Below are 22868 nucleotides of genomic sequence, written 5' to 3' on the forward strand. Positions count from 1 at the left end.
CTCATTATTTATTTCAATTAGTAGGCTTTACATATAGTAAGTAAAGCTTACTATATGCCTAACTTGTTTCTAAATGTAACCACGCATTGAGAAAGATGAATAACATAAATCAAAAGGCGAAGTTATGACGGCTCCATCCATTGGCTATTTACTGTGGGATGTTATGCGTCTGGTACGGAAACAGTATCAGGAAGAATCGGGGGCGAATTGCCTCACCATTGCACAAGCCAAAGCGCTGTCACAGATCGCCCGTTATCAGGGCATCAAGCAGGTGGAGCTGGCGGAACTCCTCGAAATCAAACCGATGAGCTTGGTGCGAGTGATCGACTCGTTGGTCGACGAAGGGTTGGTTGAACGTCGTCCTGATCCCAAAGACCGCCGTGCCCATCAAATTCATTTGTTGCCTGATGCTGAGGCGCAGTTAGTGAAAATTAAAGCCGTGAGCAATCGCATTTGGGATGAAGCCTTACAAGGTTTAACGCCAGAAGCGCGCGAGCAATTCATCAGTACGCTGGAACACATTCACAGCAATCTCTCCAAATAAATAATACGTATCAGGAATATCTTGTATGTCTCACGAACAATCACAGACACCTTCCCAACCTGTATCCAAACCACGTCGCAAAACCAAGCGGACCGTACTGCTTTTTCTGGTGCCCATCATGGCGGTGGCGGGAAGCGTGGCGGTCTATCTGCATGGGGGCCGTTATGTGGAAACCGATAACGCGTATGTGAAAGCTGATAAAACGTCAATTACTGCGGAAGTCTCCGGGCGCATCATCAATGTTCCGGTGGAAGAGAACCAACATGTCAAAGCGGGCGAGTTGCTGCTGCAAATCGACCCAACCTCGTACGACATCGCGGTGGCACAGGCGCGCGCCAATCTTAATGATGTCAGCACCTCACTGACCACCTTGAAGGCGGAATACCAGAGCAAACTGGCGAACATTGAGGTGTCTAAAAGTCAGCATGAATACCTTAAAAAAGAAGAAGCGCGTCAGTTTAACTTGTTGAAGAAAAAATACATTTCTGAATCTCAGTTTGATTCGGCGCGCCAGAAAACCTTGGTCGTGGAACTTGAAGTCAACGCACTGAAAAAAGAACTCAAGCAAATTGAAGAGAGCTTAGGCGGCGATGTGACAGCGCCAGTGGAACTGCATCCGAAATATCGTGCGGCGTTGGCAGCTCTGGAAAAAGCGGAAAACGATCTGCAACACGTGAATGTGTACGCGCCCGCAGATGGTGTGGTCACCAAAGTGGTCGAGAAAGGGCAATACACGTCACCGGGCACATTGGCGATGATGCTGATTTCAGCCTCGGATATTTGGATTGAAGCGAATTTTACCGAAACCGAATTGACACACGTTCAGGTTGGCCAGGACGTGGACATTAATGTCGACTACGCGCCGGATTTCAAATGGCATGGCGTAGTGGAAAGCCTAAGCCCAGCAACCGGATCTGAATTCTCAATCATTCCGGCGCAAAATGCGACGGGCAACTGGGTGAAAATTGCCCAACGTTTGCCGATTCGTATCCGTATTGAGGCTAACCCAGAAGCGCCGCAACTGCGTGCAGGGTTAAGCGCCGTCGTGACGGTTGATACCAAACATCAACGTCATCTGTCGCTGTAAGGCTGAGGCGCTCAGATGGAAAGTCATGCGACACCTGTCGCGAGTGATGACAGCGGTAAACGCGGGTTTATTACACTGTCGGTCATGCTTGCGACCATCATGCAGGCACTCGATACCACCATTGCAAACGTGGCGCTGCCGCACATGCAAGGCGCCATGAGTGCAACGCAGGATCAAATCTCGTGGGTTCTGACGTCGTACATCGTTGCTGCCGCAATTGCGATGCCCCTGACGGGTTTTATCGCGGCGCGCATTGGTCGTAAGCGTCTGTTTCTCTATTCGGTAGTTGGATTTACGTTTGCGTCGGTGCTGTGTGGTGCGGCGCAATCGCTGGAACAAATCATCCTCTTTCGCTTGTTGCAAGGGATCTTCGGCGCGAGCTTGGTGCCGCTCTCCCAATCGGTGCTGCTCGACACGTATCCCACCGAACAACATGGTTCGGCGATGGCGATGTGGGGCGTGGGTGTCATGGTCGGGCCGATTCTGGGCCCGTCATTGGGGGGCTGGCTCACCGAGTATTACAACTGGCGCTGGGTGTTTTACATCAACGTGCCGTTTGGGATTCTGGCGTGGCTTGGTATTGCGGCGTTTGTGAAAGAAACCAAGTTAGACCCCAGTCGGCGTTTTGATGTGTTTGGCTTTGCGCTGCTCGGCCTTGCGATTGGGTGCTTGCAGATGTTTCTCGATCGCGGCGAATCGCAGAACTGGTTCTCCAGTATGGAGATCGTCATTGAAGCGGGCATTTCCGTGTTGGCGTTTTACATGTTCACCGTGCACATGTTTACTGCCAAAGCGCCGTTTTTAGAGCCGGTCATGTTCAAAGACCGCAACTTTGTGGTCGGGCTGTTGTTTGGCTTCATGATGGGCGTGATTTTGCTCGCGACGATGGCATTGTTGCCGCCGTTCCTGCAAAACTTCATGGATTATCCGGTGTTGGATGTTGGCTTACTGCTCACGCCACGCGGTTTTGGCACCATGGTCGGCATGATGATCGTCGGGCGGTTATCGGGCAAAGTGGATTTGCGTTACCTGATCACCATTGGGTTATTGCTGATGATCTTCTCGTTGTGGGAAATGACGCACTTTTCAGTATTCGTCACACGTTGGGAAATCATCCATACCGGGATTGTGCAGGGGCTGGGGCTGGGATTGGTCTTTGTGCCGCTGTCGACGCTCACGTTCTCCACATTGGAACCGCGCTATCGCAATGAAGGAACGGCGCTATTTAGCCTGATTCGTAACATTGGTAGCAGCATCGGTATTTCGGTGGTGGTGACTTATCTTGCGCACCGCGCGCAGATTAACCATGCGGTCTATTCCGAGCACATCAATCTGTTCAATCCGGCGTTGCAAGAGGCGGTGCAGAAAGGGGTGTATGACATCTCGAGCACGGCGGGATTGGTTGAAGTCAACAGCATGGTCAGCAGCCAAGCCTATATTTTCGGCTATTTGCAGGATTTCCGTTTCATGATGTACGTCTGTGTGGTGATGATTCCGCTTTTGGTTTTGTTACGCAAGCCGGGGAAACGTTAAGTTTCTATTGAATAAAACGCCGCTCTGCGGCGTTTTTGTTTTATTTTCTCAAGTATTAATCTCAATACTTAGCTTTTCGCGATAAAAACTCATCACACCACGATGTTTTTTTCTCGGACGATCTTATAAAATCTCCTCAAGACTTCTTGATTAACTTCACAAAAATGTCATCAGTTTCGCTCCAAGCGGCCCAAATAGCAGATTTAGAAATTTTGAATCAATTGATGTTCGACCTGCACGATGAACACCATCGCGCCTGCCCGGAATATTTCAAAACGGCAGAAGAGGTGGAGCAGGAAAAGAGTATCGCGCGCTATATTGAAAATCCGGATTGCTTGGTGCTGGTGGCGAAAGTCGATACCCAGATCGTCGGTTTCATTACGGGGTATTTTAGTGAATTAGTCTCATCGGTCAGTAAGCCTGTGCCGATGGGCAGTATTGATGAGCTCTACGTGATGCCGCAATACCGCCAACAAGGCATCGCACGCCAACTGTTTTCTCGTTTAGAGCAAACGTTTGTTGAGTATGGCGTGGCCGAGGTGTTTGTCGAAGTCTGGGATTTTAACAAGGAAGCACAATTATTTTATCAGGATGTCGGTTTTTCCCATCATATTCATTGGTTGAGAAAGTCAGTGCGTCGTTCTTAGGTGGCTGACCCTTTGTGATAATAGGTTATTAGTGTGTACAAGCGATTGTCAGTACTCGGCTTCAGTTTAGTGATTTCTCTCGCGGCGTCGTTTTTTACGTATGCCGCTCCCCAAGTCGCGCCCGAGCATTTAAGAGGGGCGCTGTGCCTTGTTCGAGCTGACGACAAAATTGTGTTGGTCGACGAGATCATTACCAAACAACTCTCCCTGCCTGGCGGCACCATTGAAGGCGGGGAATCACCAGAATTGACGGCGCAACGTGAAACGTGGGAAGAAACAGGCTTGGTGGTGACGGTCGGCAAACTGCTGGGTTATACCGAAAGTGCCGCCGTTTATGATTGCGTCAGCGATTCAGACATCATCGTGTATCAATACATCAATCGCTGGGGCGGGTATGAATTGCCAGTATGGTTTGCACCGCATTACGGCATTGAAGTGTCACAAGCGATGTTGGTGCATCCGAGCCGAATTGCAGACAGCCAATATCGTTTCCCCAAACAGTGGGCGCATATTCAAACGCTATTTAAGGACGCGACCAATCAGTCAACCAATGTGGTGCCTGAACTGATTAAAGCGGCTCCCGCGCTACATCAAACCGAAATCGGTTGGATTGTTGCGCTGCAATACGCAGTGGCAAGTTTGCCGCACGTGGTTGAAACGGCGTTGAGCGAACTGATTTTGGTCAGCGGTGCGTTGGCATCACCGGTGCTGGGGCTGTTGCTGTTTCCGTTTTTCTATTGGCAAAGTGGCCGCGCGTTTTGCTACAAAGCTTTCTTTTCTGTCACGGTGATTTCGCTGGTGTGCTTGATCGCTCAGCAAGGGTTTGCCTTGCCGCGCCCACATGCGTACATGCCATCGATTCAACTGGTGAGCAGTTCGGGTCACGGCTTCCCTAGTTTACCGTTGGCGGTGTGGGTGTGTTTAGGCATTCTCTGGCTACTGGAAAATGAAAAACTGGGCTGGAATAAAAGTACAGGCGCGCTACTGGTGTCAGTGTTGTGGCTGTCGTTATCCAAGTTCTATTCGGGCAGCGCGTTTATCGTCGATATGTTGGTCGGTGCGGTGCTGGGTGCGTTGGTTGCATGGCACATTGTGCGTCTGGATGAAAAAGCGCAAATTCAGGTGGATCGCTTGCTGTGCTCAAGAGGGCCGTGGCTCACTTTGACGGCGATCGCCGCAGTGGTCACGTATTTGTGGCCGATGCCTGTGTTCACCTCTTGGCTGGTCGTGTTAGCGGTCATGACCGTGGTGGTGATGCTGACGCGAGATGCCAACACCCATGCGATGTCATTTCGACAACTGCTGTTTGTGATTATGGCGTTACTGCTCGCCAATGAGCTGGTGAGTTACGCCGCAACGTTCGTGTCATCCAGTGGCACATGGTCGTTGGCGTTGAGCACACTGCGCGAGCCGATTCTGATCATCTTGTTCGTGCTCATGGCACGGCTCGCAACGCGGCAGTCCGTCACGGAAGTGACTCCTTCATGCGATTGAACAAAGCCCGGTGATCTCACCGGGTTTTTTATTTCCCGTCCTTTGCTCATTACGTCCTTCGAATAATATTCTGTTATTTCAACGAATTGTTCGAGTATTCCTCTCATCAGTAAATTGGCCTGATTCGGCCTGTTTCTGCACCGACTTGATTTCACGCAAAATCATCATGTCATCTGAATATTTGGAAATGATCGATTTCTTATTTCGATAACGTACTGATATATAATTAATAAAAAATATTGTAAGAATTTATTTATTAAATATTAATATGAAACGCTTGTCATAAAATTGCCGTGGTCATAGGATAGCTGAGAACACTTTTTGTACAGGATGTGTGCAAAAGATTCGTCTGGTTTTGACAAAATTATCTATACGTTATGGTCATTCCATCTGAAATGACCTCATGGAGGATACAAGATGTGTAATGTTTTAGTGTCTTTTGCTGAACAGGTAAAAGCGGCCCCAAACAGCATCGCAGTGAGCCACGGTGATCGACATTTAACTTATCAGGAACTTGCCCACAGAAGTGACGCATTGTGTGGCGTTCTACAGCAAAACAACGTGCAGTCTGGCGACATTGTCCCTTTAATCGCGCAGCGAACCCCGGAATTTATCATCGGCATCTTGGCCATTTTAAAAGCAGGGGCAAGTTACATTCCCGTCGATATTCATTACCCGCAAAAGCGCATTATTAACATTACCGAGCAAAGCCATGCACCGGTGATCCTCTTGAGTCACAACGCGTTTTCTTCCATCCTTGGCGACACCGACAAACGGGTGATTGCCATCGATCGCGAGACAGAAAGCAGCGCAAATACGTTCACGTCAGTGCCGATTGCCGCCGACAGTACCGCTTATGTGATCTTTACGTCGGGCACCACGGGCGTGCCCAAAGGCGTGATGGTGTCGCATGCGTCCTTATACAACTTAGTGAAATGGCATAACGATGAATTCGACATGACGCCCGCCAGTCGTAGTTCCTTGATTGCGGGGATCAGTTTCGACGTCGCGCAATGGGAGGTTTGGTCGCCGCTGATGTGTGGGGCGCGATTGGTGTTGCCAGACAACGAAGAAACCCGCTTACAACCTGCCAGTTTGTTGAAGTTCTTTGCCAAAAACGACATCACACACGGTTTTGTGCCCACGGTGATGGTGGCTGAGTTTGTCGGTCAGCCGCAGCCCGATACGCTGGCGCTGCGTTACTTGTTCACCGCTGGTGAAAAACTCAGTCCGCTTAATTTGAGCCAAGTGCCTTACCAAGTGGTCGATTATTATGGGCCAACGGAAGCCACCATTTTTGCCACATGCAACCCGGTGGAATGCGTCACCCACAATCCAGAACCGAGCATTGGTTTCCCAATTGCAGGCGCCGAGGTGTTTATTTTAGATGAGCAATTGCAGCGCGTGCCCAAAGGGGAGCCTGGGGAACTCTTTATTGCCGGACCGGGGCTTGCTAAAGGGTACCTTCACAATCCTGAATTGACCGATCAAGCGTTTGTTACCGCGCCTTCGGTGCCGAATACGCGTTTGTATCGCAGTGGTGACCGCGCGCGTCAATTGGCAGATGGGCGGATTCAGTTCTTGGGGCGTTTGGATGATCAGGTGAAAATTCGTGGGAACCGAATTGAGTTGGGCGAAATTGAAAGCGTCCTGCTGCAAGTGAAAGGGGTAACTTCAGCCGTGGCTCTCGTCACCGATGAAGCGTCGTTGGGTGAGAAAAAAATCCTCGCCTTTGTGGCGGCAGACGGCGTGGAAACGGCGACGTTGCGCGACAAATTAACAGAGATGCTCCCGGACTATTTCATGCCTGCGGCGATTCAAATTTTACCGCGTTTGCCATTAACGCCGAATGGCAAAACTGACAAACCCGCGCTGCTGGCGAGTTACCACGCCAAAGTGGCGCACGAATCCAATGCGGTCTTCCAGGGGCTTGAAGCGGTGTTGGCCGAAATCTGGAAAAAACTGTTGGGCGTGACGATTGCGTCAGCGGATGACAATTTCTTTGACCTCGGCGGCCATTCGTTGATGGCGGCCAAACTCGCCACGGCCATCACCCAGAAAACGGGCACACGTGCTTACGTACGTGATATTTACGACTCACCGACCATTCGCACGCTGGCGCAGACATTAGAAGAGCGTAGCAAAGAAACACCACCGACTGCAGATAGCGAGCCGTTGCGTATTTTGCAAGACGATGTGTTTCTCTCGGATGACATCGTGTTCAACAACGATTGGCGTGCTGAGCAGATCACCGCGCCACGCACGATTTTCCTCACCGGCGCCACCGGTTTTGTCGGCTCACAGCTGTTAGCGGATCTGTTAAAAACAACGTCGGCGCACATTTATTGCGTGGTTCGCAGCCACAGTGACGAACAAGCGCGCAAACGCATTGGCGACACCTTGGCGCGCCATGCCGTAGGGTTGTCGGCGGAGCAAGCGGAGCGAGTTCATCCGCTGGCTGGGGATTTAGCTGAGCCGAATTTCGCGCTGTCGCCAGAGGTGTATCAGCAATTGTGCCAAGACACCGACATCATTTATCACTCGGCCAGCGCAGTAAACTTCATTCAACCCTATTCGTGGATGAAGCGCGATAACGTGCAAGGGCTGCGCGAAATTATTCGGTTTGCTGGCGCGACCCGCACCAAACCGCTGATGTTGCTGTCGACCATCTCCGTTTACAGTTGGGGACACCTGCATACAGGGAAAACGGTGATGCGCGAAGATGACAGCATCGATCAGAACTTGCCGGCGGTGATCACCGATATCGGCTATGTGCGCAGTAAATGGGTGATGGAGAAAATTGCGGATCTGGCTGAATCACGCGGCTTGCCGTTGATGACGTTCCGCCTTGGTTACGCCACTTGCCACAGTCAATCGGGGGCGAGTGCGGATTATCAATGGTGGGGACGTTTGGTGAAAACCTGCTTGGAAAGCAAAACCATGCCGATCTTGCGCGATCTGCGAGAAGGGTTAACCACCGTCGACTACATGACGCAGTCGATTGCGGTCATCACCCGTAATCCAGAGGCGTTGGGGCACAAGTTCAACCTCATTCATGAGCAGAAAAATAACCTGACGTTGGAAGCCTTCTTCCAAAAACTGGAGCACGAGTTCAACCTACAATTTAAACGCATGCCATTCACAGAGTGGCTCGCGCAGTGGGAAGAGGATGTCGATGCGCCATTGTATCCGCTGCTGAGTCTATTTAAAGACAACATGACGGGCGGGCAATCAACCGTGCAGCTCTACCAAGACACATATATATGGGATTGCAGTCACGTGAAAGCGTTTTTGCAGGGCAGTGGTGTTGAGGAGCCGATCTTTAATCGCGAGCTGTTAGAGCGCTACTTGCAACGCTCGATCGGTTATACGATTCCCCAATCCGCCAATGTGGCCGATGAAATGTTGAGTTGAGCGTGACGTCGCTTCAATTCGAACGGTGATTCACTGTTTCGGTAGTTCATTTGATTGATCACGGAAAAAGGGCGTCTCAATTGAGTTTGAGACGCCCTTGTTTTTTAAGGTTGAAGCGTTTACCGATTAGCTTTCAAGGCTGAGGTAAGTTTCTAAGAATTGGCATACTTTTACCAAGTCATCGACGGCGATGTACTCTTCGGTGGTGTGCACTTTGGCCATCCCAGTCGAGATGTTCACCGTGGTCAAGCCTTTCTCGTTGAAGTTGTTGGCATCGCTACCGCCACCGGTACGTTTGGTTTTCGCTTCAATGCCCATGGCGTTAAACGCTGCTTTGAGTTCGCAAATCAGCGGATGCGTTTCGTCCAGTACAAAAGCGTTGTAAGCACGAGTCGATTGAATCACGGCTTCTGCACCATGTTTTTTCGCCACGGTGTCAAACGTTGAAATCATGTGCTCGACTTGCGCCGCCAGCTTGTCATCATTCAACGAACGCGCTTCGGCGACGATGGTCAGCTCTGGCATCACGATGTTGGTCGCCTGACCGCCATTCACCATGCCGATGTTGGCAGTGGTTTCTTCATCAATACGCAGCAGTTTCATTTGGGTAATCGCGTCGGCCGCTACGCTGATGGCACTGATGCCATCTTCTGGCACAAGGCCTGCGTGCGCAGGTTTGCCTTTGATGGTTACAGTGAGTTTCTGTTGACCCGGTGCCGCTTTGACAATAGTGCCAATTGGACCGCCGGTATCCAGTACCACCGCTTTGGTGGATTGAATGAAGTTCATGTCGAAGTTTTGTGAGCCTTTCAAGCCACCTTCTTCATGCACGGTGAACGCAATCTCAATGGTTTTGTGGGCACGGTTTTGTTCTTTCAGTGCGCGCACGGCTTCCAGAATCGCCGCGATACCGGACTTGTCATCGCCCCCTAAAATGGTGTTGCCTTTTGAGCGGATGATGCCATCTTCGATGATGGGTTCAATGCCGATGCCCGGTTTGACCGTGTCCATGTGACAGCTCAATACCACGCTGTCCGCTAAGGTGCCATCGAGGCGAGCATAAATGTTGAAGCCGTTGGAGACCGCTTCAGGAACCGACAATTTGTGGACCGTAAAACCCAGTTCGCCCAATTGCTCACACAGGTGTTCGCCAATGGCTTTTTCGTTGCCAGATTCACTATCAATTTGAATGAGTTGCAGGAAGTTGTCGATCAGACGCTGCGAGTGGATGTGACTCATAATAATACCTCGTAGGGAACAGTGGCCATACGATGCATGGAATCGCTGCGAACTGTGCTGAGTTAAATCAATAAAGCACGTAAAAAAGGCCAGTGATCACACTGGCCTTTTATGACGGTTTAAGAACATGGCGATTTAGGCCACGCACTCACATTCGTCAGGGTCGTGCCGTAAACAGCAGGTGTCGAGTTCAAGCAGTGCATCCGAGAACGAGAGCGGCTTGGCATAATAATAGCCTTGTTGATACTGCACGCCTTTCTCTTTGAGATAACACGATTGCACTTTGGTTTCGACGCCTTCGGCGACGATTTCGACCTGTAGTTGATGGGACAGATCAATGATGGCGTTCAGCACCGGCGCATTGACCGACTCCACACCGATGGTATCGACGAAGCATTTGTCGATTTTAAGAAAATCGAACTCAATGTTCTGCAATACGGAAAGCGCGGTACGTCCGGTACCGAAATCGTCAATCGCAACGAGAATGCCGCTGTTGCGCAGTTCATGCAGCACTTGTTGGCCTTGCTCATCCAGCAACTGACGTTCGGTGATTTCGGCAATCAACTGCAGGTTAATGTCTTTGTATGCCTTTGCGTACTGCTTCAGTTTTTCGACGCACACCGGATCAAGCAAATAGGATGGGGGAATATTCACCCCCATGTGATGACGTTCAATCAATTTCGCTTTGCTCCAATCACGGAGGACGCTATCCAACACATAGTCCGTCAGCTTATTGATGAGGCCGAACTCTTCCGCAATGGGAATAAAATTATCCGGGCCGACAAAGCCTAACTTCGGATTGACCCATCGCACTAACGCTTCAAACCCTTTGATTTCACAGGGTTCACTTCGAACGACAGGTTGGTACGCCATAAACAGCTCGCGCCGTTCAAGCCCTTTCCGTAAGTCGTCCACCAAAGAGGAACGCCCACCGAAGAAAAACAGCAGAATGGTGATCAGTACGGAGATAGCGAATGACACCGGAAGCGCACCCAATAGGTAAAAGGTTAATCGCTCGGTGACATAAGGATCGCTGGCTTCCAGCATTAACAAAAAGCTGTATCGATCGGACTTGGCGACCACACTGCGATTGACGGTATTGAAACTGGCGTTATATGGGTACGTTGTGTCGTGAAGTTTAAAGGCTAGCTTCTTGATTCGGTTGTCGGTGTGATAACCCAAACGTCCGGCAATGTAGTTTTTTTCAACCACAGAGATCACGCCGTGGGTCGTGTCGTGCGCATCGGCATCAATAACCAACAGCGTCCGTTTTGCAGGATCGCCTTCCAAATCAAACAGCACCACATTCGATTTGATTTGACCGTTCGGATAATAGCGGCTGATGTCACGATTCAGCTCGCCACGCTTGGACGAGCAGGTGATCGTCCCATCGTTGACGATCAACATTTCCCGCAAAATGCTCTCAAACAGCAGGTCGTCCTGCAATTTTTCGCAATTTCTCGGGTTATAAAGCGCTTTTTCGTTTTCGCTTCTCAGTTCATTAATAATGACTTCAATGCGAGAAACGTATGAATTGGCCATGTTCATTAAATTGCTGTCGACGCTTTCCATGCCTGCACGATACGCCGCAGAAATGACAATAGGTAAAGGCAACAGGATGATGGCCAGAGCCCGTTTCATCCATTGAATTTGTTGTTTGGAAAGTCGTCTTAACATAAATGAAATTTGTCTTAAAAATGATACATGCAACCAAATGCTTGCGCAGTATAAGTGAACGACCTCAAATCACGAAGGGTTATATTTGAACATTGCGTAATTTTTACACTGTTAGAATTTTGTCTGCGCCTCGTTTTGCTTAACGATTCTGTAACGTCAAGATTACCCTGTACGCATTTGTGTACTGTTGAATGTTGCTGATATTTTGTTCGCCAAAATCACTTATTCAACAAAATTATTATTTTATATCAATGAGTAATTGAGCATTTTTACCACGATTCTATTAATTTATACCTTTGATATTAGATGAAGGTAATGAATGTAATAAAAAAGTTACACTGCGTCTGGTCGACAGATGATGGGCAATGATTGGCTCCTCTATATCTTTTTAAAGCGCGCTCATTCAAATTTATAACAACTAATTAACAACAGCTAGTTGACAACAAAAAGACAACTGAACGGAAGGAGTAGAGCATGAGCGCCAACATCAACCCATTGGGTACCGATGGTTTTGAATTTGTCGAGTACACGGCCGCAGATCCCCAAGGTATTGACGATCTAAAGCAGCTGTTTTCTTCGTTAGGGTTTGCTGAAATTGCCAAACATCGTTCCAAAGAAGCGTGGTTGTATCGCCAAGGCGACATCAACTTTATCGTCAATGCGCAGCCGCGTAGCCAAGCCGAAGCGTTTGCCAAAATCCACGGCCCATCCGTTTGCGGCATGGCTTTTCGTGTCGAAGATGCCGCGTCTGCGCTGAAACATGCGTTAAACAACGGCGCAGAGGAGTACAAAACTGAAATCGGCCCGATGGAACTGAGTATTCCAGCGATTTACGGCATTGGCGAAAGCTTGCTGTACTTTGTTGACCGTTACGGCGATCGCAGCATTTACGATGTCGACTTCCACTTTTATGACGATGCTGCCGCGCGCATGCAGGAATCCCAAGCGGGTTTGATGGTGATCGACCACCTCACGCACAACGTGAAACAAGGCCACATGGACACTTGGTCTGGCTTTTATGAGCGCATCGGCAATTTCCGTGAGATTCGCTACTTTGATATCGAAGGCAAACTCACCGGGTTGGTGAGCCGTGCGATGACCGCGCCGTGTGGCAAAATCCGCATTCCGATCAATGAATCCTCGGACGATAAATCACAGATTGAAGAGTTCATTCGTGAATACAACGGCGAAGGCATTCAGCACATTGCACTGAGTACCGACGATATTTACCAAACCGTGCGCACACTACGCGAACGTGGCATGGACTTTATGCCAACGCCAGATACGTATTATGAGAAAGTCGATGCGCGCGTTGAAGGCCATACTGAGAATGTCGACGAGCTCAAAGCGTTGCGCATTCTGATTGACGGCGCGCCGATGAAAGATGGTATTCTGCTGCAAATCTTTACTCAAACCGTGATTGGCCCAGTGTTCTTTGAAATCATTCAACGTAAAGGCAATGAAGGCTTCGGCGAAGGCAACTTCAAAGCGCTGTTTGAATCGATTGAAGAAGATCAGATTCGTCGAGGAGTATTGAGCGATGCATAAGTGGATGACCTTCCCGCACCGGGAAGGGGTATGCTCCAAACAGGCGCATGCCGATTTCCCGAGTGACGCAATATATGAACGTGAAGCGGGCCGCAGCGGTTTCTTCGGCCCAGCGGCACACTTCCATCATCAACATGCCCCGACAGGTTGGAGCGAGTGGGAGGGCGAACTGCGCCCACGCGCGTTTAACTTCAATCACGTTACTGAAGCCTCGCAGCTTTCCCCTTGGTGTGTGCCGCACTTGTTGCACAATCAGGACGTGAAGGTTCGCGTCTGGAAGCTGGCGCAGCCGATGGAGTGCCTAGTGCGCAACGCCGATGGCGACGACTTACTGTTTGTTCATCAGGGCAAAGCGAATTTGTACTGCGATTACGGCCATATGAATATCAGCGAAGGGGATTACGTGTTGATCCCACGCTCGACCAACTGGCGTTTAGAACCGCAAGAGCCGCTGTTTCTGCTGATGATTGAGAACACTGACGCGGCGTACACGCTGCCGGAGAAAGGCATTGTCGGCAATCATGCAGTGTTTGATCCTGCCGTGTTGGAAGTGCCAAGCATCAATGACGCGTTTAAAGCGCAGTATTCCGAGCAGCAAACACAGGTTCAGGTCAAACGCCATGAGCAGGTGAGTGTGATTACCTATCCGTTTAACCCCTTGGATGCGATTGGCTGGCACGGTGATTTGGCGGTGGTCAAACTCAACTGGCGCGACATTCGCCCGTTGATGTCGCATCGCTACCATTTGCCGCCGTCTGCGCACACGACGTTTGTCGGTGCTGGTTTTGTGGTGTGTACGTTTGTGCCGCGTCCGATTGAAAGCGACCCGGGCGCGCTCAAAGTGCCGTTCTACCACAACAACGATGATTACGACGAAGTGCTGTTCTACCACGCCGGTGATTTCTTCAGCCGAGACAATATCGAAGCGGGCATGGTGACTTTCCACCCAGCCGGCTTCACCCACGGCCCCCATCCGAAAGCGTTTCAAGCTGGGATGGAATACAAGAAAAAATTCACCGATGAAGTGGCTGTGATGATTGATACGCGTCATGCACTACAGTTTGGTGAAGCGGCGCAAAAGGTGGAAAACCGCGAGTACGTCTACAGTTGGAAAGCAGTCAAAGAATAATAAGGATAGACAATGAAGTTAGCGACGCTAAAAAATCATACCCGTGACGGGCTGCTTGTGGTCGTCAGCCGCGATTTAACCAAATGCATTGCCGTGCCGGAGATTGCGGAGAATCTGCAGCAAGCGCTGGACAGCTGGAGCATGAACGAACCGATGCTCGATGAAGTGTATCAGGCGCTCAATGAGGGGGAGCTGTATAACGAAATGGAGTTTGACCCGACGCTGTGCGAATCGCCCTTACCACGCGCCTATCAATGGGCCGACGGTTCTGCATACGTGAATCACGTGGAGTTGGTGCGTCAAGCGCGCGGTGCTGAAATGCCGCCAAGCTTTTGGACTGATCCGCTGATGTATCAAGGTGGCTCCGATGCCTTCCTCGGCCCCAAAGACGATATCCTGATGGAAAGCGAAGCGTGGGGCATCGATTTTGAAGGCGAGGTGGCGGTGATCACCGACGATGTGCCGATGGGCGCAGATGCGGAACACGCGGCGCATGCGATTCGCTTGATCATGCTGGTTAATGATGTGTCTCTGCGCGGCCTGATTCCCGGCGAACTGGCCAAAGGGTTTGGCTTTTTCCAATCCAAACCGTCGTCGGCGTTTTCGCCTGTGGCTGTCACGCCCGATGAACTGGGCGAACACTGGGATGGGGGAAAAGTGACGCTGCCGCTGCTGTCGACCTATAACGGTGTGCCGTTTGGTTGCCCGAGTGCGGGGGTGGACATGACGTTTGAATTTCCACAACTCATTGCCCACGCGGCGAAAACCCGTCCGTTAGGTGCGGGCGCGATCATCGGGTCTGGCACCGTATCGAATAAGCAAGGCACCGATTTTGGTACTGCGATTGCTGAAGGGGGCGTCGGCTATTCCTGCATTGCAGAAGTACGCATGATCGAAACCATTCGCGATGGTCAGCCAGCAACACCCTTCATGAAGTTTGATGACACCATTAAACTGGAGATGCTTGATCACAACGGACAAACGATCTTTGGCAGCATTGAACAGCGTGTGGTGCAATATTTACCGCCCAAGCAGGTGATTTATGAGTGAACGTCAACTCTACGGCTACTGGCGATCATCGGCCGCGTATCGAGTGCGGATTGCGCTTCATCTCAAAGGATTGGCATACACACACTGTCCGGTGCATCTGGTCAAAGAGGGCGGCGAACAGCACAGCGCTGCCTATCATCAATTAAACCCCAGTGAGTTAGTGCCGACCTTGGTTGATGGAAAAGTGACATTGTCACAGTCTTTGGCCATTATCGAATACTTGGATGATGTGTATCCGCAAATGCCCTTGATCCCAAGAAGCGGGCATAAGAAATATCAAGTGTTGTCGTTGGCGCACGATATTGCGATGGACATTCATCCCATCAACAACCTGCGCGTTTTACAGTATCTCAGCAGCGAACTTGCTGTGAATGATGCGCAAAAAGCCGAATGGTATCGTCACTGGGTGCAGGTCGGGTTTACTGCGTTTGAAGAGAAGCTTAATACGCGCGCTGGGGCATTTTGTGTCGGCGACGAACTGTCGCTGGCGGATGTGTGTTTGGTGCCGCAGGTTTATAATGCCGAGCGTTTCGGCGTCGATATGACGCCGTATCCACAAATTGCACGAATCAGTGAGTCCTTGCGTCATATTCCCGGCTTTATCAAAGCCGCGCCAGAGCGCCAGCCAGATTCTCAGTAGCGGGAAACTTTGTATCATTGGTTAGAAATAACCTTCGCGCTGATAAGGGTTTAGTTGCATTGCAGCACAATGGCTCCCATAATGTTCGCGTCATGTGTCGCAGGGTCACAACGGCCTTGCTGACACCCAAATATGGGGAATTAAGTGTGCTTACTGCCATTAAAACGCTGCACAGCAAAATGTTTGAATTGGAACAATGGCGCATAGGGATCGTGCATCAAAGCCTCAATGAGGTGCTTACCATGGGCGTTCAGCCGAACAATATGGAGTGGTTTCCAGTTCAGCACTACGATTTTGTTGCCGACCCGTTCTTATTTACACTCGATCATCAACAGTACCTTGCCTGCGAAGTCTTTGACTATCTGCGCGGTAAGGGCAAACTCAAATGTTTCGACTTATCCGGAAAAGAATACCCTTTTTTTGATGCTATCAATGCCCTCGGTGGGCATAAATCGTATCCGTTGGTGATGGAACATCAGGGTGACTATTACGCCATTCCGGAAACCAGCGATCGCCGTGAAGTGGCGCTGTATCGGTTTGACCGTGCGACCCAACAATTCGTTTGGCATCAGGCGCTGCTGTCTGGTGGCGATTATGTGGATACCTCCGTGGTGGAACATCAAGGATATTGGTATCTGTTCACCTCTGGCGCCAGCGATCCATTCACGCAGCATCTGTTTATCTCCGATGAGTTCGCCGGACCGTATCAAGAGCATCCATTATCTCCCATTTGTCGCGATGTGTGTGGCGGTCGAAATGGTGGCGCCATCTTAAAACATGAAGGCGATCTGTATCGCTTTGGACAAAACTGCGATGGCGGTTATGGCAAAAGCTTGTTGGTGATCCGAATCAACACGTTGACGCCGACAGACTATTCAGAGTCCTACGTCAATGAACTGCATCCGGTCGCGCCTTACAGCGATGGAATTCATACCCTTGCTCATGACGATGACACCACCATCATCGATGCCAAAATTCACACCTACTACCTCAAAAATCTGTTGAAGAAGACGATATTTAAAATCATGGAACGATTTGATATTGAACGCCCCTATGATTAAGTGCTATTAAGCGATAGCAGACTGAGAAAAGGGAGCGGCAAGCGCACATATGTCTTTAGAACAATTGATTTCGGATTATGGCTATTTTGCCATTGCGGCCGGGACCTTTTTTGAAGGGGAAACCATTCTGGTTTTAGGCGGCTTTGCTGCGCATCGGAGCTATTTAGAGTTGCCTTGGGTCATTGTGTGTGCGTTTGCAGGTACCTTGTTTGGCGATCAACTGTATTACTACATCGGCCGAATCAAGGGCAAACAAGCGTTGGCCAAACGGCCCCATTGGCAACAAAAATCTCAGCGTGTGTTTGAACTGCTGGATAAACACCAAATTCTACTGATCTTAGGATTTCGGTTTTTGTACGGTTTGCGTACGGTCACGCCGTTTTTGATTGGGGCAAGTAAAGTGCCGCCGCTGCGTTTTCTGATTTTTAATGTCATTGGCGCGGCTTTCTGGGCGATTACTGTGGGTGTATTGGGCTATCTGTTTGGCAATACGCTGGAAATAGTAATTGGCAACATCAAGCATTATGAGATGCAGGCCTTCGCCGTCATTGCGCTCGTTGGCGTAGTCGCTTGGTTTCTACGTCATCGCAAGAAACGTTCACCATCAGATACTCAATAACATCATGACGCCCTTGGTTTTTCACCCAGGGCGTTTTATTTAACTGATTAATTTACTTAACGCATTCATTGATTTAGCGCGCTAATGCGGGGTAGGTAAAGAAAACCAGATGCGTGAGGTTAAAGGCGAAATGGAACAGGACCGCGACCCAGAGTCGGCCACTCCAGTGATACGCCAAACCATATCCCAAACCCGCCAATGCGGCGAACATGACCAAGAGCAATCCGCCAGCCACATGGGCTAAGCCAAACAGCAGACTTGCACTCAAAATGCCCACGATGGTGCCGCCCACGCGTGTCAATGTTTGCTGAATCACACCGCGAAACAGTGCTTCTTCAACCACACACGTTAGCAGCAGGTTGTTGAGCGCAAACAGCCACAGCCAATCCGGTAGCGAAAACTCGGGTTTCAGAGCGCCTAAAACCCAAGCGACCAACAACAACCCGAGCAGTGGCGGTAAAACACATAGCGTCTTTCGCCATTGAGGGGCCGCTTGCGTGCCTAGCAGCGCTGGAAATGCCAGCCAAAGCGCAAAGAAGACCAAAGGTTTGTCGATGTTGAGATAGAGCGAAAACGGCATACTCATCGGGCCGGAAATCACCTTATCGAGAACTTGTGTGTTGCCAAAGCCGGGGAGGGCGTGAATCATCAATGCCACGCACCACAGCAGCAATCCGCACCAAGCCAGTGTGTGTTTATAACCGGTGAGCTTGGGAATGAGAGCGCCTAAGCCTAATCCAAGCAGGCTGATCAATAGCGCGAGAGTGGAGAGCTTATCGCCCAGCCACGCCCCCGCTAAAGTCACCGCCAATAAAGTCAGCGCGGCCGGGCGTTGTTTGCACAGCGCGGCAAGAATCGCGAGGATCAATGGGATCCAAATCCACAGCGAGCTAGTGATGTTCATGTTGTTTTCCACAGAGTTTATGGTGCTCATCGCACGAAAGGCGGCGATTCTATGCAACACGGCACAAGAAACAGATTCTACCAGTCAGTACAGAGTTCTAATTATTTGAAACAATGTTTTAAATTTCATTTTCCCTTACGGAATATGAGAGTAATATAGATGGCAGAAACGACAAATAAAGGACCATTCTTGTGTTTATTGGTAAGACTTCACAACTTGAATTTGCGCAATGTTTATCACCTAAGCTCCTTACGTTGATTCGCGAAGCGCTGGCTAAATTGGCCGATGCAGAAAAAGAGGGCACGCCGATGGCAAGCGGCCGTCATGAGCTGGATGGCGAGCGCGCGTTTTTCTTCATCATGAACGACCACACGCAACATCTTGCGCAGCGTAAATCGGAGTGTCACCGCCGTTATCTGGACGTGCAGATTTTGCTGCAAGGCCGCGAAACCTTTGGTTATAGCCTTACGCCATTTGATGCGTTGGATGAAGACATGCTCGATGATCGTGACTTGGCATTTAGTGAACAACTGAATGATGAGCTGTTTGTCTCCATTCAAGCGGGCGATTTCATCGTATTTTACCCAGGTCAACCTCATCGTCCGTTGATTGCGACTGACGAACAGCCGATGCCTGTACGCAAAATGGTGATTAAGGTGGATAAAGCGCTGTTTGCGTAAGTCACCAGCGCCTGATCAGTGATGATCGTTGAAAAAAAAACGCCCGCATGACGCGGGCATTTTTGTGTTCGACAGTGTTGACGTTAAATAAAGCGACTTGGCCTGTCGGAGAAAATAGCATCCACTTGATTGAGCAAAGGAAACTTATCGCCATCGTTGACCGTGTAACACCAGATTTGATAGCCGTCTTGGCGCAAGGTTTGCACATGCTTTTCTGTCAACCAGCGGTAATTTAAGTTGGCACTGAATGCGTTCACTTCTTTGAGGACCGCTTTGTCTTTGGCAGACAATCGCTCGCTGAGCACGCCGAGCTTATAACCCGGGCAGTGCTGGTGGAGTTCGCGAATGATGTCATGACTGAAACTCGACAGCAGAATCTTCTCTTGCGCCAACGGGCTTTGATCCAGTTGCGCTTTGAGTTGCGACGCCACTTGCGCCACATCGTGATTGTCGACTTTGACTTCGATGTTCAACCCTAAATCGTTGGCAGCCGCCAGTTCGAGCAGTTCTTGCAGCGTCATGATGGGTTCGCCGCTGAACTTGGTGTCAAACCAGCCGCCGAAGTCAAATTCGCGCAGTTCTTCCAACGTGTAGGCATCGACGCGGCCTTTGCCGTTACTGCAACGGTTGATGGTGTGATCGTGACACACGATCAGGACATGATCTTGGGTGGGCTGAACATCGATTTCGACCCACTTGAGGCCCATATCGATCGCAGCCTGTACGCTGACTCGGGTATTTTCCGGGAAAGTTCCGGCCACGCCTCGGTGACCCACAATAATCGGAGACATAACGCTTCCTTAAGCTTTGAGATTGGCGAACTACGCCACGACCATATCGACGTAATGATGCTGACACAATTGTGTCATCTCAGGTGTGGCGAGATCGACAAAGAGTCGTTGTATTTCAGACAGTTTACCGCTAACCACCGGAGCATAGCGCCCCAATTTAGTTTTGTCTGCAACTAACCAACATTGTTCGCTCTGTTCGATGATGGCGCGAGTCAGATGGGCTTCTTCTGGCGTGAAATCGAGCAACTGACCTTTGTCGTTCAAACCGCCCACACCGAAAATACCAATCTTGATGTTAAATTGACGATAGAAGTGGGTGGTGGCTTCGCCGACCGTATCTTCATCCGACGGGCGAACCGCGCCGCCCGCGAGGTGAATCGCCATGTTGGGGTTGCGGCTTAAGGTTAATGCGGCGTTGATGTTGTTGGTGACCACGGTCAGCCCCGGGTGATCCAGCAGTGCGTGCGCCACATGTTTCGGCGTGGTGCCGATGCCCAGAAAAATACTGCTGCCTTCGGGCAATTGGTCCACCACGCGTTGCGCTATTTTCTGCTTCGCGGAGAGATTGATCAGCTCCCGATTGGTGAAGGAGAGATTGTCGTTGGCACTGGGGAGCGAAATCCCGCCATGCACGCGGCGCACCATGCCTTTGTCGCTCAAATCGTTCATGTCTTTGCGAATGGTTTGCACCGAAACATCAAAGCGTTCAGACAACAGCGCGCTAGAGAGCACGCCGTGCGCCTGTTGCAAATACGCCAGAATCTGTTTTTGTCGGGTCGATAAACTCACACGTATCCTTACGCAATCGCGCGTTGAGCCAGAGAAACAGGGCAGAGTCGCTTGCCATGTTCATCAAACAGATGCAGGTTGTCGGGTGTCACCGACAGCGTGAGTGGATCGTGGATCTGCAGCGCCATTTCCGGCGTAACGGCAATGAAATCGCGCTCGCTTTCCAAGCCAATGATGCGGCCATGCACCAGTTGATTTGGCCCCAGCGGTTCGACGACGTTGATATCGAGTTCAAAGCACAGCGTGTGTTCGCTGCAATTGAGTTGCGCATGCTCAGGACGAATGCCGAGCGTGATCGATTCGGCGCTCAAGCCATCATATTCGGGCAGATAACACTGTTGTCCGGCGACATGCAAGCGACCGTTTTTCAGCGACGCGGGCAGAAAGTTCATCGCCGGACTGCCGATAAAGCTGGCCACAAAGGTACTGGCGGGTTGGTGATACACTTCAGCGGGTGTGCCGACCTGTTCAATTTCACCTTGCTTGAGCACCACAATGCGATCGGCCAGCGTCATTGCTTCAACCTGATCGTGCGTCACATACACACTGGTGACGCCCAATTCACGTTGCAGCTTTTTAATCTCTAGACGCATGTGCGCGCGCAGCGCGGCATCGAGGTTAGAGAGCGGTTCATCGAACAGAAACAGCTGCGGATCGCGCACAATCGCACGGCCCATGGCCACACGCTGGCGCTGACCGCCCGAAAGTTTCGACGGTTTGCGATCGAGGTATTCATCAATCTTGAGCGTTTTAGCGACCTTGCGAATTTTCTCATCGATGGTGCTTTTATCCACACCGCGATTTTTCAGCCCGTACGCCAGGTTATCGTACACGCTCATGTGCGGGTAGAGTGCGTAGTTCTGAAACACCATGGCGATGTCGCGCTTGGCGGGTTTCTCATTATCGACACGACGGCCGCCCAAATGAATTTCGCCGCTGCTGATTGACTCCAACCCGGCGATGGAGCGCAAAATGGATGACTTGCCACAGCCAGACGGGCCAACCAGTACAATGAATTCACCTTGCTGAATCGATAAGTCGACCCCTTTGACTGCGCGGTGGCCGTTTTCGTAGGTTTTCACCAGTTGTTTGATATCGAGCATCACGTTGTCCTGCTCCTTGCGCGCTGCGCTGTGTACTAAATGCATCACGGAATTATTTTTCACTTTCGACAAGTCCTTTCACAAACCAACGCTGGAACACCACCACCACCAAAACCGGCGGCAGCATCGCAAGAATGACCATGGCGAAGGCGTAGTCATAGCGGGGCAGGTTGGTCTCATTAATGTTGTTCAGAATCTGTTTAATACCCATCACGATGGTGTTGTAGTGCTCATCGGTGGTCATCATGATGGGCCATAAATATTGGTTCCAGCCGACGACAAACATGATGATAAAAATCGCCGCCATCATGGTTTTTGAGAGTGGAAACAGAATATCGATGAAGAATCGAATTGGCCCGGCGTTATCGAGTTGCGCCGCTTCCAGCAATTCGTCAGGAATGGTTTTAAAAAACTGACGAAAGAAGAAGGTCGCGGTTGCCGACGCAATCAACGGCAGAATTAATCCGGTGTAACTGTTGAGCATGCCAAGGCCGGACACCACTTCATAAGAGGGGATGATGCGTACTTCCAGCGGCAGCAGTAGCGTGACGAAAATCAGCCAAAACCACGCGCTGGCATACGGCAAACGAAAGTAAACCAGCGCAAACGCCGCCATCATCGAGATGATGATTTTGCCAATCGCAAAGCCAAGCCCCATCACCATCGAGTTAAAAATCATGGTGCTGGCGGTGACGTTACCGGCAAAGCCGAGGCTTTTATTCCACGCTTCGTCGTACACCGCCGACAGGTTATCGCCGATGCTCCATTGCAGACCTTCACTGATGATGGTGTTCGGATTGTGGGTCGAACTGGCGAAAATCAGCCAAATCGGCGCCAGCATAAACAGTGCGCCGGCAATCAGGATCACGTGATCCGACAGTTTATTGCTTTTCATAGTCATTCCTTAAACATCGTGTCC

At 50.4% G+C, this 22868-nt stretch carries 20 protein-coding genes; 13 read left to right on the forward strand and 7 right to left on the reverse strand.

Features of this window, described 5'->3' with window-relative positions:
• The first annotated feature begins 124 nt into the window (after positions 1-124).
• From ACF8PK_RS06095 to ACF8PK_RS06120, 6 genes are all read left to right on the forward strand, one after another.
• Positions 125-544: a MarR family winged helix-turn-helix transcriptional regulator gene (locus ACF8PK_RS06095; RefSeq protein ID WP_014205031.1), complete on the forward strand. Its 420-nt coding sequence runs from the start codon at positions 125-127 to the stop codon at positions 542-544.
• Positions 545-569: 25 nt separating this feature from the next.
• A complete protein-coding gene (locus ACF8PK_RS06100; protein ID WP_014205032.1) occupies positions 570-1631 on the forward strand; it encodes an HlyD family secretion protein in 1062 nt (353 codons plus the stop codon).
• A 15-nt stretch (positions 1632-1646) separates the two neighbouring features.
• The gene (locus ACF8PK_RS06105; protein WP_158165317.1) at positions 1647-3164 is read left to right on the forward strand and encodes a DHA2 family efflux MFS transporter permease subunit; all 1518 of its coding nucleotides are present in this window, start codon (positions 1647-1649) and stop codon (positions 3162-3164) included.
• A 164-nt stretch (positions 3165-3328) separates the two neighbouring features.
• Positions 3329-3811 (forward strand): GNAT family N-acetyltransferase, encoded by a 483-nt coding sequence (locus ACF8PK_RS06110; RefSeq protein ID WP_014205034.1) that lies wholly within the window; start codon positions 3329-3331, stop codon positions 3809-3811.
• A 33-nt stretch (positions 3812-3844) separates the two neighbouring features.
• Positions 3845-5305: an NUDIX hydrolase gene (locus ACF8PK_RS06115; RefSeq protein WP_158140751.1), complete on the forward strand. Its 1461-nt coding sequence runs from the start codon at positions 3845-3847 to the stop codon at positions 5303-5305.
• 417 nt (positions 5306-5722) lie between these two features.
• Entirely contained in the window at positions 5723-8719 is a 2997-nt protein-coding gene (locus ACF8PK_RS06120) for an amino acid adenylation domain-containing protein (RefSeq protein ID WP_392440530.1), read from the forward strand.
• Between the two features lie 126 nt (positions 8720-8845).
• Here ACF8PK_RS06120 and ACF8PK_RS06125 read toward each other — a convergent pair whose 3' ends face one another.
• Together ACF8PK_RS06125 and ACF8PK_RS06130 are read right to left on the reverse strand one after the other, a co-directional pair.
• Complete coding sequence (locus ACF8PK_RS06125) at positions 8846-9958, reverse strand: M20/M25/M40 family metallo-hydrolase (protein WP_392440532.1); 1113 nt, start codon at positions 9956-9958, stop codon at positions 8846-8848.
• A 135-nt stretch (positions 9959-10093) separates the two neighbouring features.
• Positions 10094-11635 carry an EAL domain-containing protein gene (locus ACF8PK_RS06130; RefSeq protein WP_158140753.1) on the reverse strand — a complete coding sequence of 514 codons (1542 nt, stop codon included), beginning with the start codon at positions 11633-11635 and terminating at the stop codon, positions 10094-10096.
• Between the two features lie 474 nt (positions 11636-12109).
• Here ACF8PK_RS06130 and hppD point away from each other — a divergent pair, with 474 nt between their 5' ends.
• The 6 genes from hppD (at position 12110) to ACF8PK_RS06160 (ending at position 17682) form a co-directional block, all read left to right on the forward strand.
• The gene (gene hppD / locus ACF8PK_RS06135) at positions 12110-13183 is read left to right on the forward strand and encodes a 4-hydroxyphenylpyruvate dioxygenase (protein ID WP_392440534.1); all 1074 of its coding nucleotides are present in this window, start codon (positions 12110-12112) and stop codon (positions 13181-13183) included.
• Positions 13176-14312 (forward strand): homogentisate 1,2-dioxygenase, encoded by a 1137-nt coding sequence (locus ACF8PK_RS06140; protein ID WP_392440536.1) that lies wholly within the window; start codon positions 13176-13178, stop codon positions 14310-14312. The genes hppD and ACF8PK_RS06140 overlap by 8 nt, the downstream gene beginning before the upstream one ends.
• A 12-nt stretch (positions 14313-14324) precedes the next feature.
• Positions 14325-15362 carry a fumarylacetoacetate hydrolase family protein gene (locus tag ACF8PK_RS06145; RefSeq protein WP_392440538.1) on the forward strand — a complete coding sequence of 346 codons (1038 nt, stop codon included), beginning with the start codon at positions 14325-14327 and terminating at the stop codon, positions 15360-15362.
• Entirely contained in the window at positions 15355-16002 is a 648-nt protein-coding gene (maiA, locus tag ACF8PK_RS06150; RefSeq protein ID WP_392440540.1) for a maleylacetoacetate isomerase, read from the forward strand. The genes ACF8PK_RS06145 and maiA overlap by 8 nt, the downstream gene beginning before the upstream one ends.
• Positions 16003-16148: 146 nt before the next feature.
• Positions 16149-17063, forward strand: a complete 915-nt coding sequence (locus ACF8PK_RS06155; protein WP_392440542.1) for a hypothetical protein — start codon at positions 16149-16151, stop codon at positions 17061-17063.
• Positions 17064-17112: 49 nt separating this feature from the next.
• Positions 17113-17682 (forward strand): DedA family protein, encoded by a 570-nt coding sequence (locus tag ACF8PK_RS06160; RefSeq protein ID WP_004725823.1) that lies wholly within the window; start codon positions 17113-17115, stop codon positions 17680-17682.
• Between the two features lie 73 nt (positions 17683-17755).
• Here the strand turns inward: ACF8PK_RS06160 and ACF8PK_RS06165 are convergent, their stop codons facing one another.
• The gene (locus tag ACF8PK_RS06165; protein ID WP_392440544.1) at positions 17756-18586 is read right to left on the reverse strand and encodes a CPBP family intramembrane glutamic endopeptidase; all 831 of its coding nucleotides are present in this window, start codon (positions 18584-18586) and stop codon (positions 17756-17758) included.
• A 191-nt stretch (positions 18587-18777) separates the two neighbouring features.
• On the opposite strand from ACF8PK_RS06165, the gene ACF8PK_RS06170 reads away from it, so the two are divergent.
• Entirely contained in the window at positions 18778-19266 is a 489-nt protein-coding gene (locus tag ACF8PK_RS06170) for a YhcH/YjgK/YiaL family protein (protein ID WP_392440546.1), read from the forward strand.
• A gap of 83 nt (positions 19267-19349) precedes the next feature.
• Here ACF8PK_RS06170 and ACF8PK_RS06175 read toward each other — a convergent pair whose 3' ends face one another.
• Genes ACF8PK_RS06175 through ugpE form a run of 4 tightly spaced genes read right to left on the reverse strand, consistent with a single transcriptional unit; the run spans position 19350 to position 22844 of the window.
• Positions 19350-20057 carry a glycerophosphoryl diester phosphodiesterase gene (locus tag ACF8PK_RS06175; protein WP_392440548.1) on the reverse strand — a complete coding sequence of 236 codons (708 nt, stop codon included), beginning with the start codon at positions 20055-20057 and terminating at the stop codon, positions 19350-19352.
• A 30-nt stretch (positions 20058-20087) separates the two neighbouring features.
• Positions 20088-20846, reverse strand: a complete 759-nt coding sequence (locus ACF8PK_RS06180; RefSeq protein ID WP_208549850.1) for a DeoR/GlpR family DNA-binding transcription regulator — start codon at positions 20844-20846, stop codon at positions 20088-20090.
• An 8-nt stretch (positions 20847-20854) separates the two neighbouring features.
• On the reverse strand, positions 20855-21949 hold the full coding sequence (locus ACF8PK_RS06185; RefSeq protein ID WP_238809363.1) for a sn-glycerol-3-phosphate import ATP-binding protein UgpC: 1095 nt from the start codon (positions 21947-21949) through the stop codon (positions 20855-20857).
• Positions 21950-22001: 52 nt separating this feature from the next.
• Positions 22002-22844 (reverse strand): sn-glycerol-3-phosphate ABC transporter permease UgpE, encoded by an 843-nt coding sequence (ugpE, locus tag ACF8PK_RS06190; RefSeq protein WP_020331012.1) that lies wholly within the window; start codon positions 22842-22844, stop codon positions 22002-22004.
• Between the last annotated feature and the right edge of the window lie 24 nt (positions 22845-22868).

The sequence above is a fragment of the Vibrio sp. CJQ_6 genome (assembly GCF_043106745.1).
Classification (GTDB): domain Bacteria; phylum Pseudomonadota; class Gammaproteobacteria; order Enterobacterales; family Vibrionaceae; genus Vibrio; species Vibrio furnissii.

What these genes read in the sequence shown, in the direction of transcription:
- ACF8PK_RS06095 (WP_014205031.1), top strand. Translation starts at nt 125, where the DNA reads ATGACGGCTCCATCCATTGGCTATTTACTGTGGGATGTTATGCGTCTG.
- ACF8PK_RS06100 (WP_014205032.1), top strand. Translation starts at nt 570, where the DNA reads ATGTCTCACGAACAATCACAGACACCTTCCCAACCTGTATCCAAACCA.
- ACF8PK_RS06105 (WP_158165317.1), top strand. Translation starts at nt 1,647, where the DNA reads ATGGAAAGTCATGCGACACCTGTCGCGAGTGATGACAGCGGTAAACGC.
- ACF8PK_RS06110 (WP_014205034.1), top strand. Translation starts at nt 3,329, where the DNA reads ATGTCATCAGTTTCGCTCCAAGCGGCCCAAATAGCAGATTTAGAAATT.
- ACF8PK_RS06120 (WP_392440530.1), top strand. Translation starts at nt 5,723, where the DNA reads ATGTGTAATGTTTTAGTGTCTTTTGCTGAACAGGTAAAAGCGGCCCCA.
- ACF8PK_RS06125 (WP_392440532.1), bottom strand. Translation starts at nt 9,958, where the DNA reads ATGAGTCACATCCACTCGCAGCGTCTGATCGACAACTTCCTGCAACTC.
- ACF8PK_RS06130 (WP_158140753.1), bottom strand. Translation starts at nt 11,635, where the DNA reads ATGTTAAGACGACTTTCCAAACAACAAATTCAATGGATGAAACGGGCT.
- hppD (WP_392440534.1), top strand. Translation starts at nt 12,110, where the DNA reads ATGAGCGCCAACATCAACCCATTGGGTACCGATGGTTTTGAATTTGTC.
- ACF8PK_RS06140 (WP_392440536.1), top strand. Translation starts at nt 13,176, where the DNA reads ATGCATAAGTGGATGACCTTCCCGCACCGGGAAGGGGTATGCTCCAAA.
- ACF8PK_RS06145 (WP_392440538.1), top strand. Translation starts at nt 14,325, where the DNA reads ATGAAGTTAGCGACGCTAAAAAATCATACCCGTGACGGGCTGCTTGTG.
- maiA (WP_392440540.1), top strand. Translation starts at nt 15,355, where the DNA reads ATGAGTGAACGTCAACTCTACGGCTACTGGCGATCATCGGCCGCGTAT.
- ACF8PK_RS06160 (WP_004725823.1), top strand. Translation starts at nt 17,113, where the DNA reads ATGTCTTTAGAACAATTGATTTCGGATTATGGCTATTTTGCCATTGCG.
- ACF8PK_RS06165 (WP_392440544.1), bottom strand. Translation starts at nt 18,586, where the DNA reads ATGAACATCACTAGCTCGCTGTGGATTTGGATCCCATTGATCCTCGCG.
- ACF8PK_RS06175 (WP_392440548.1), bottom strand. Translation starts at nt 20,057, where the DNA reads ATGTCTCCGATTATTGTGGGTCACCGAGGCGTGGCCGGAACTTTCCCG.
- ACF8PK_RS06185 (WP_238809363.1), bottom strand. Translation starts at nt 21,949, where the DNA reads ATGCTCGATATCAAACAACTGGTGAAAACCTACGAAAACGGCCACCGC.
- ugpE (WP_020331012.1), bottom strand. Translation starts at nt 22,844, where the DNA reads ATGAAAAGCAATAAACTGTCGGATCACGTGATCCTGATTGCCGGCGCA.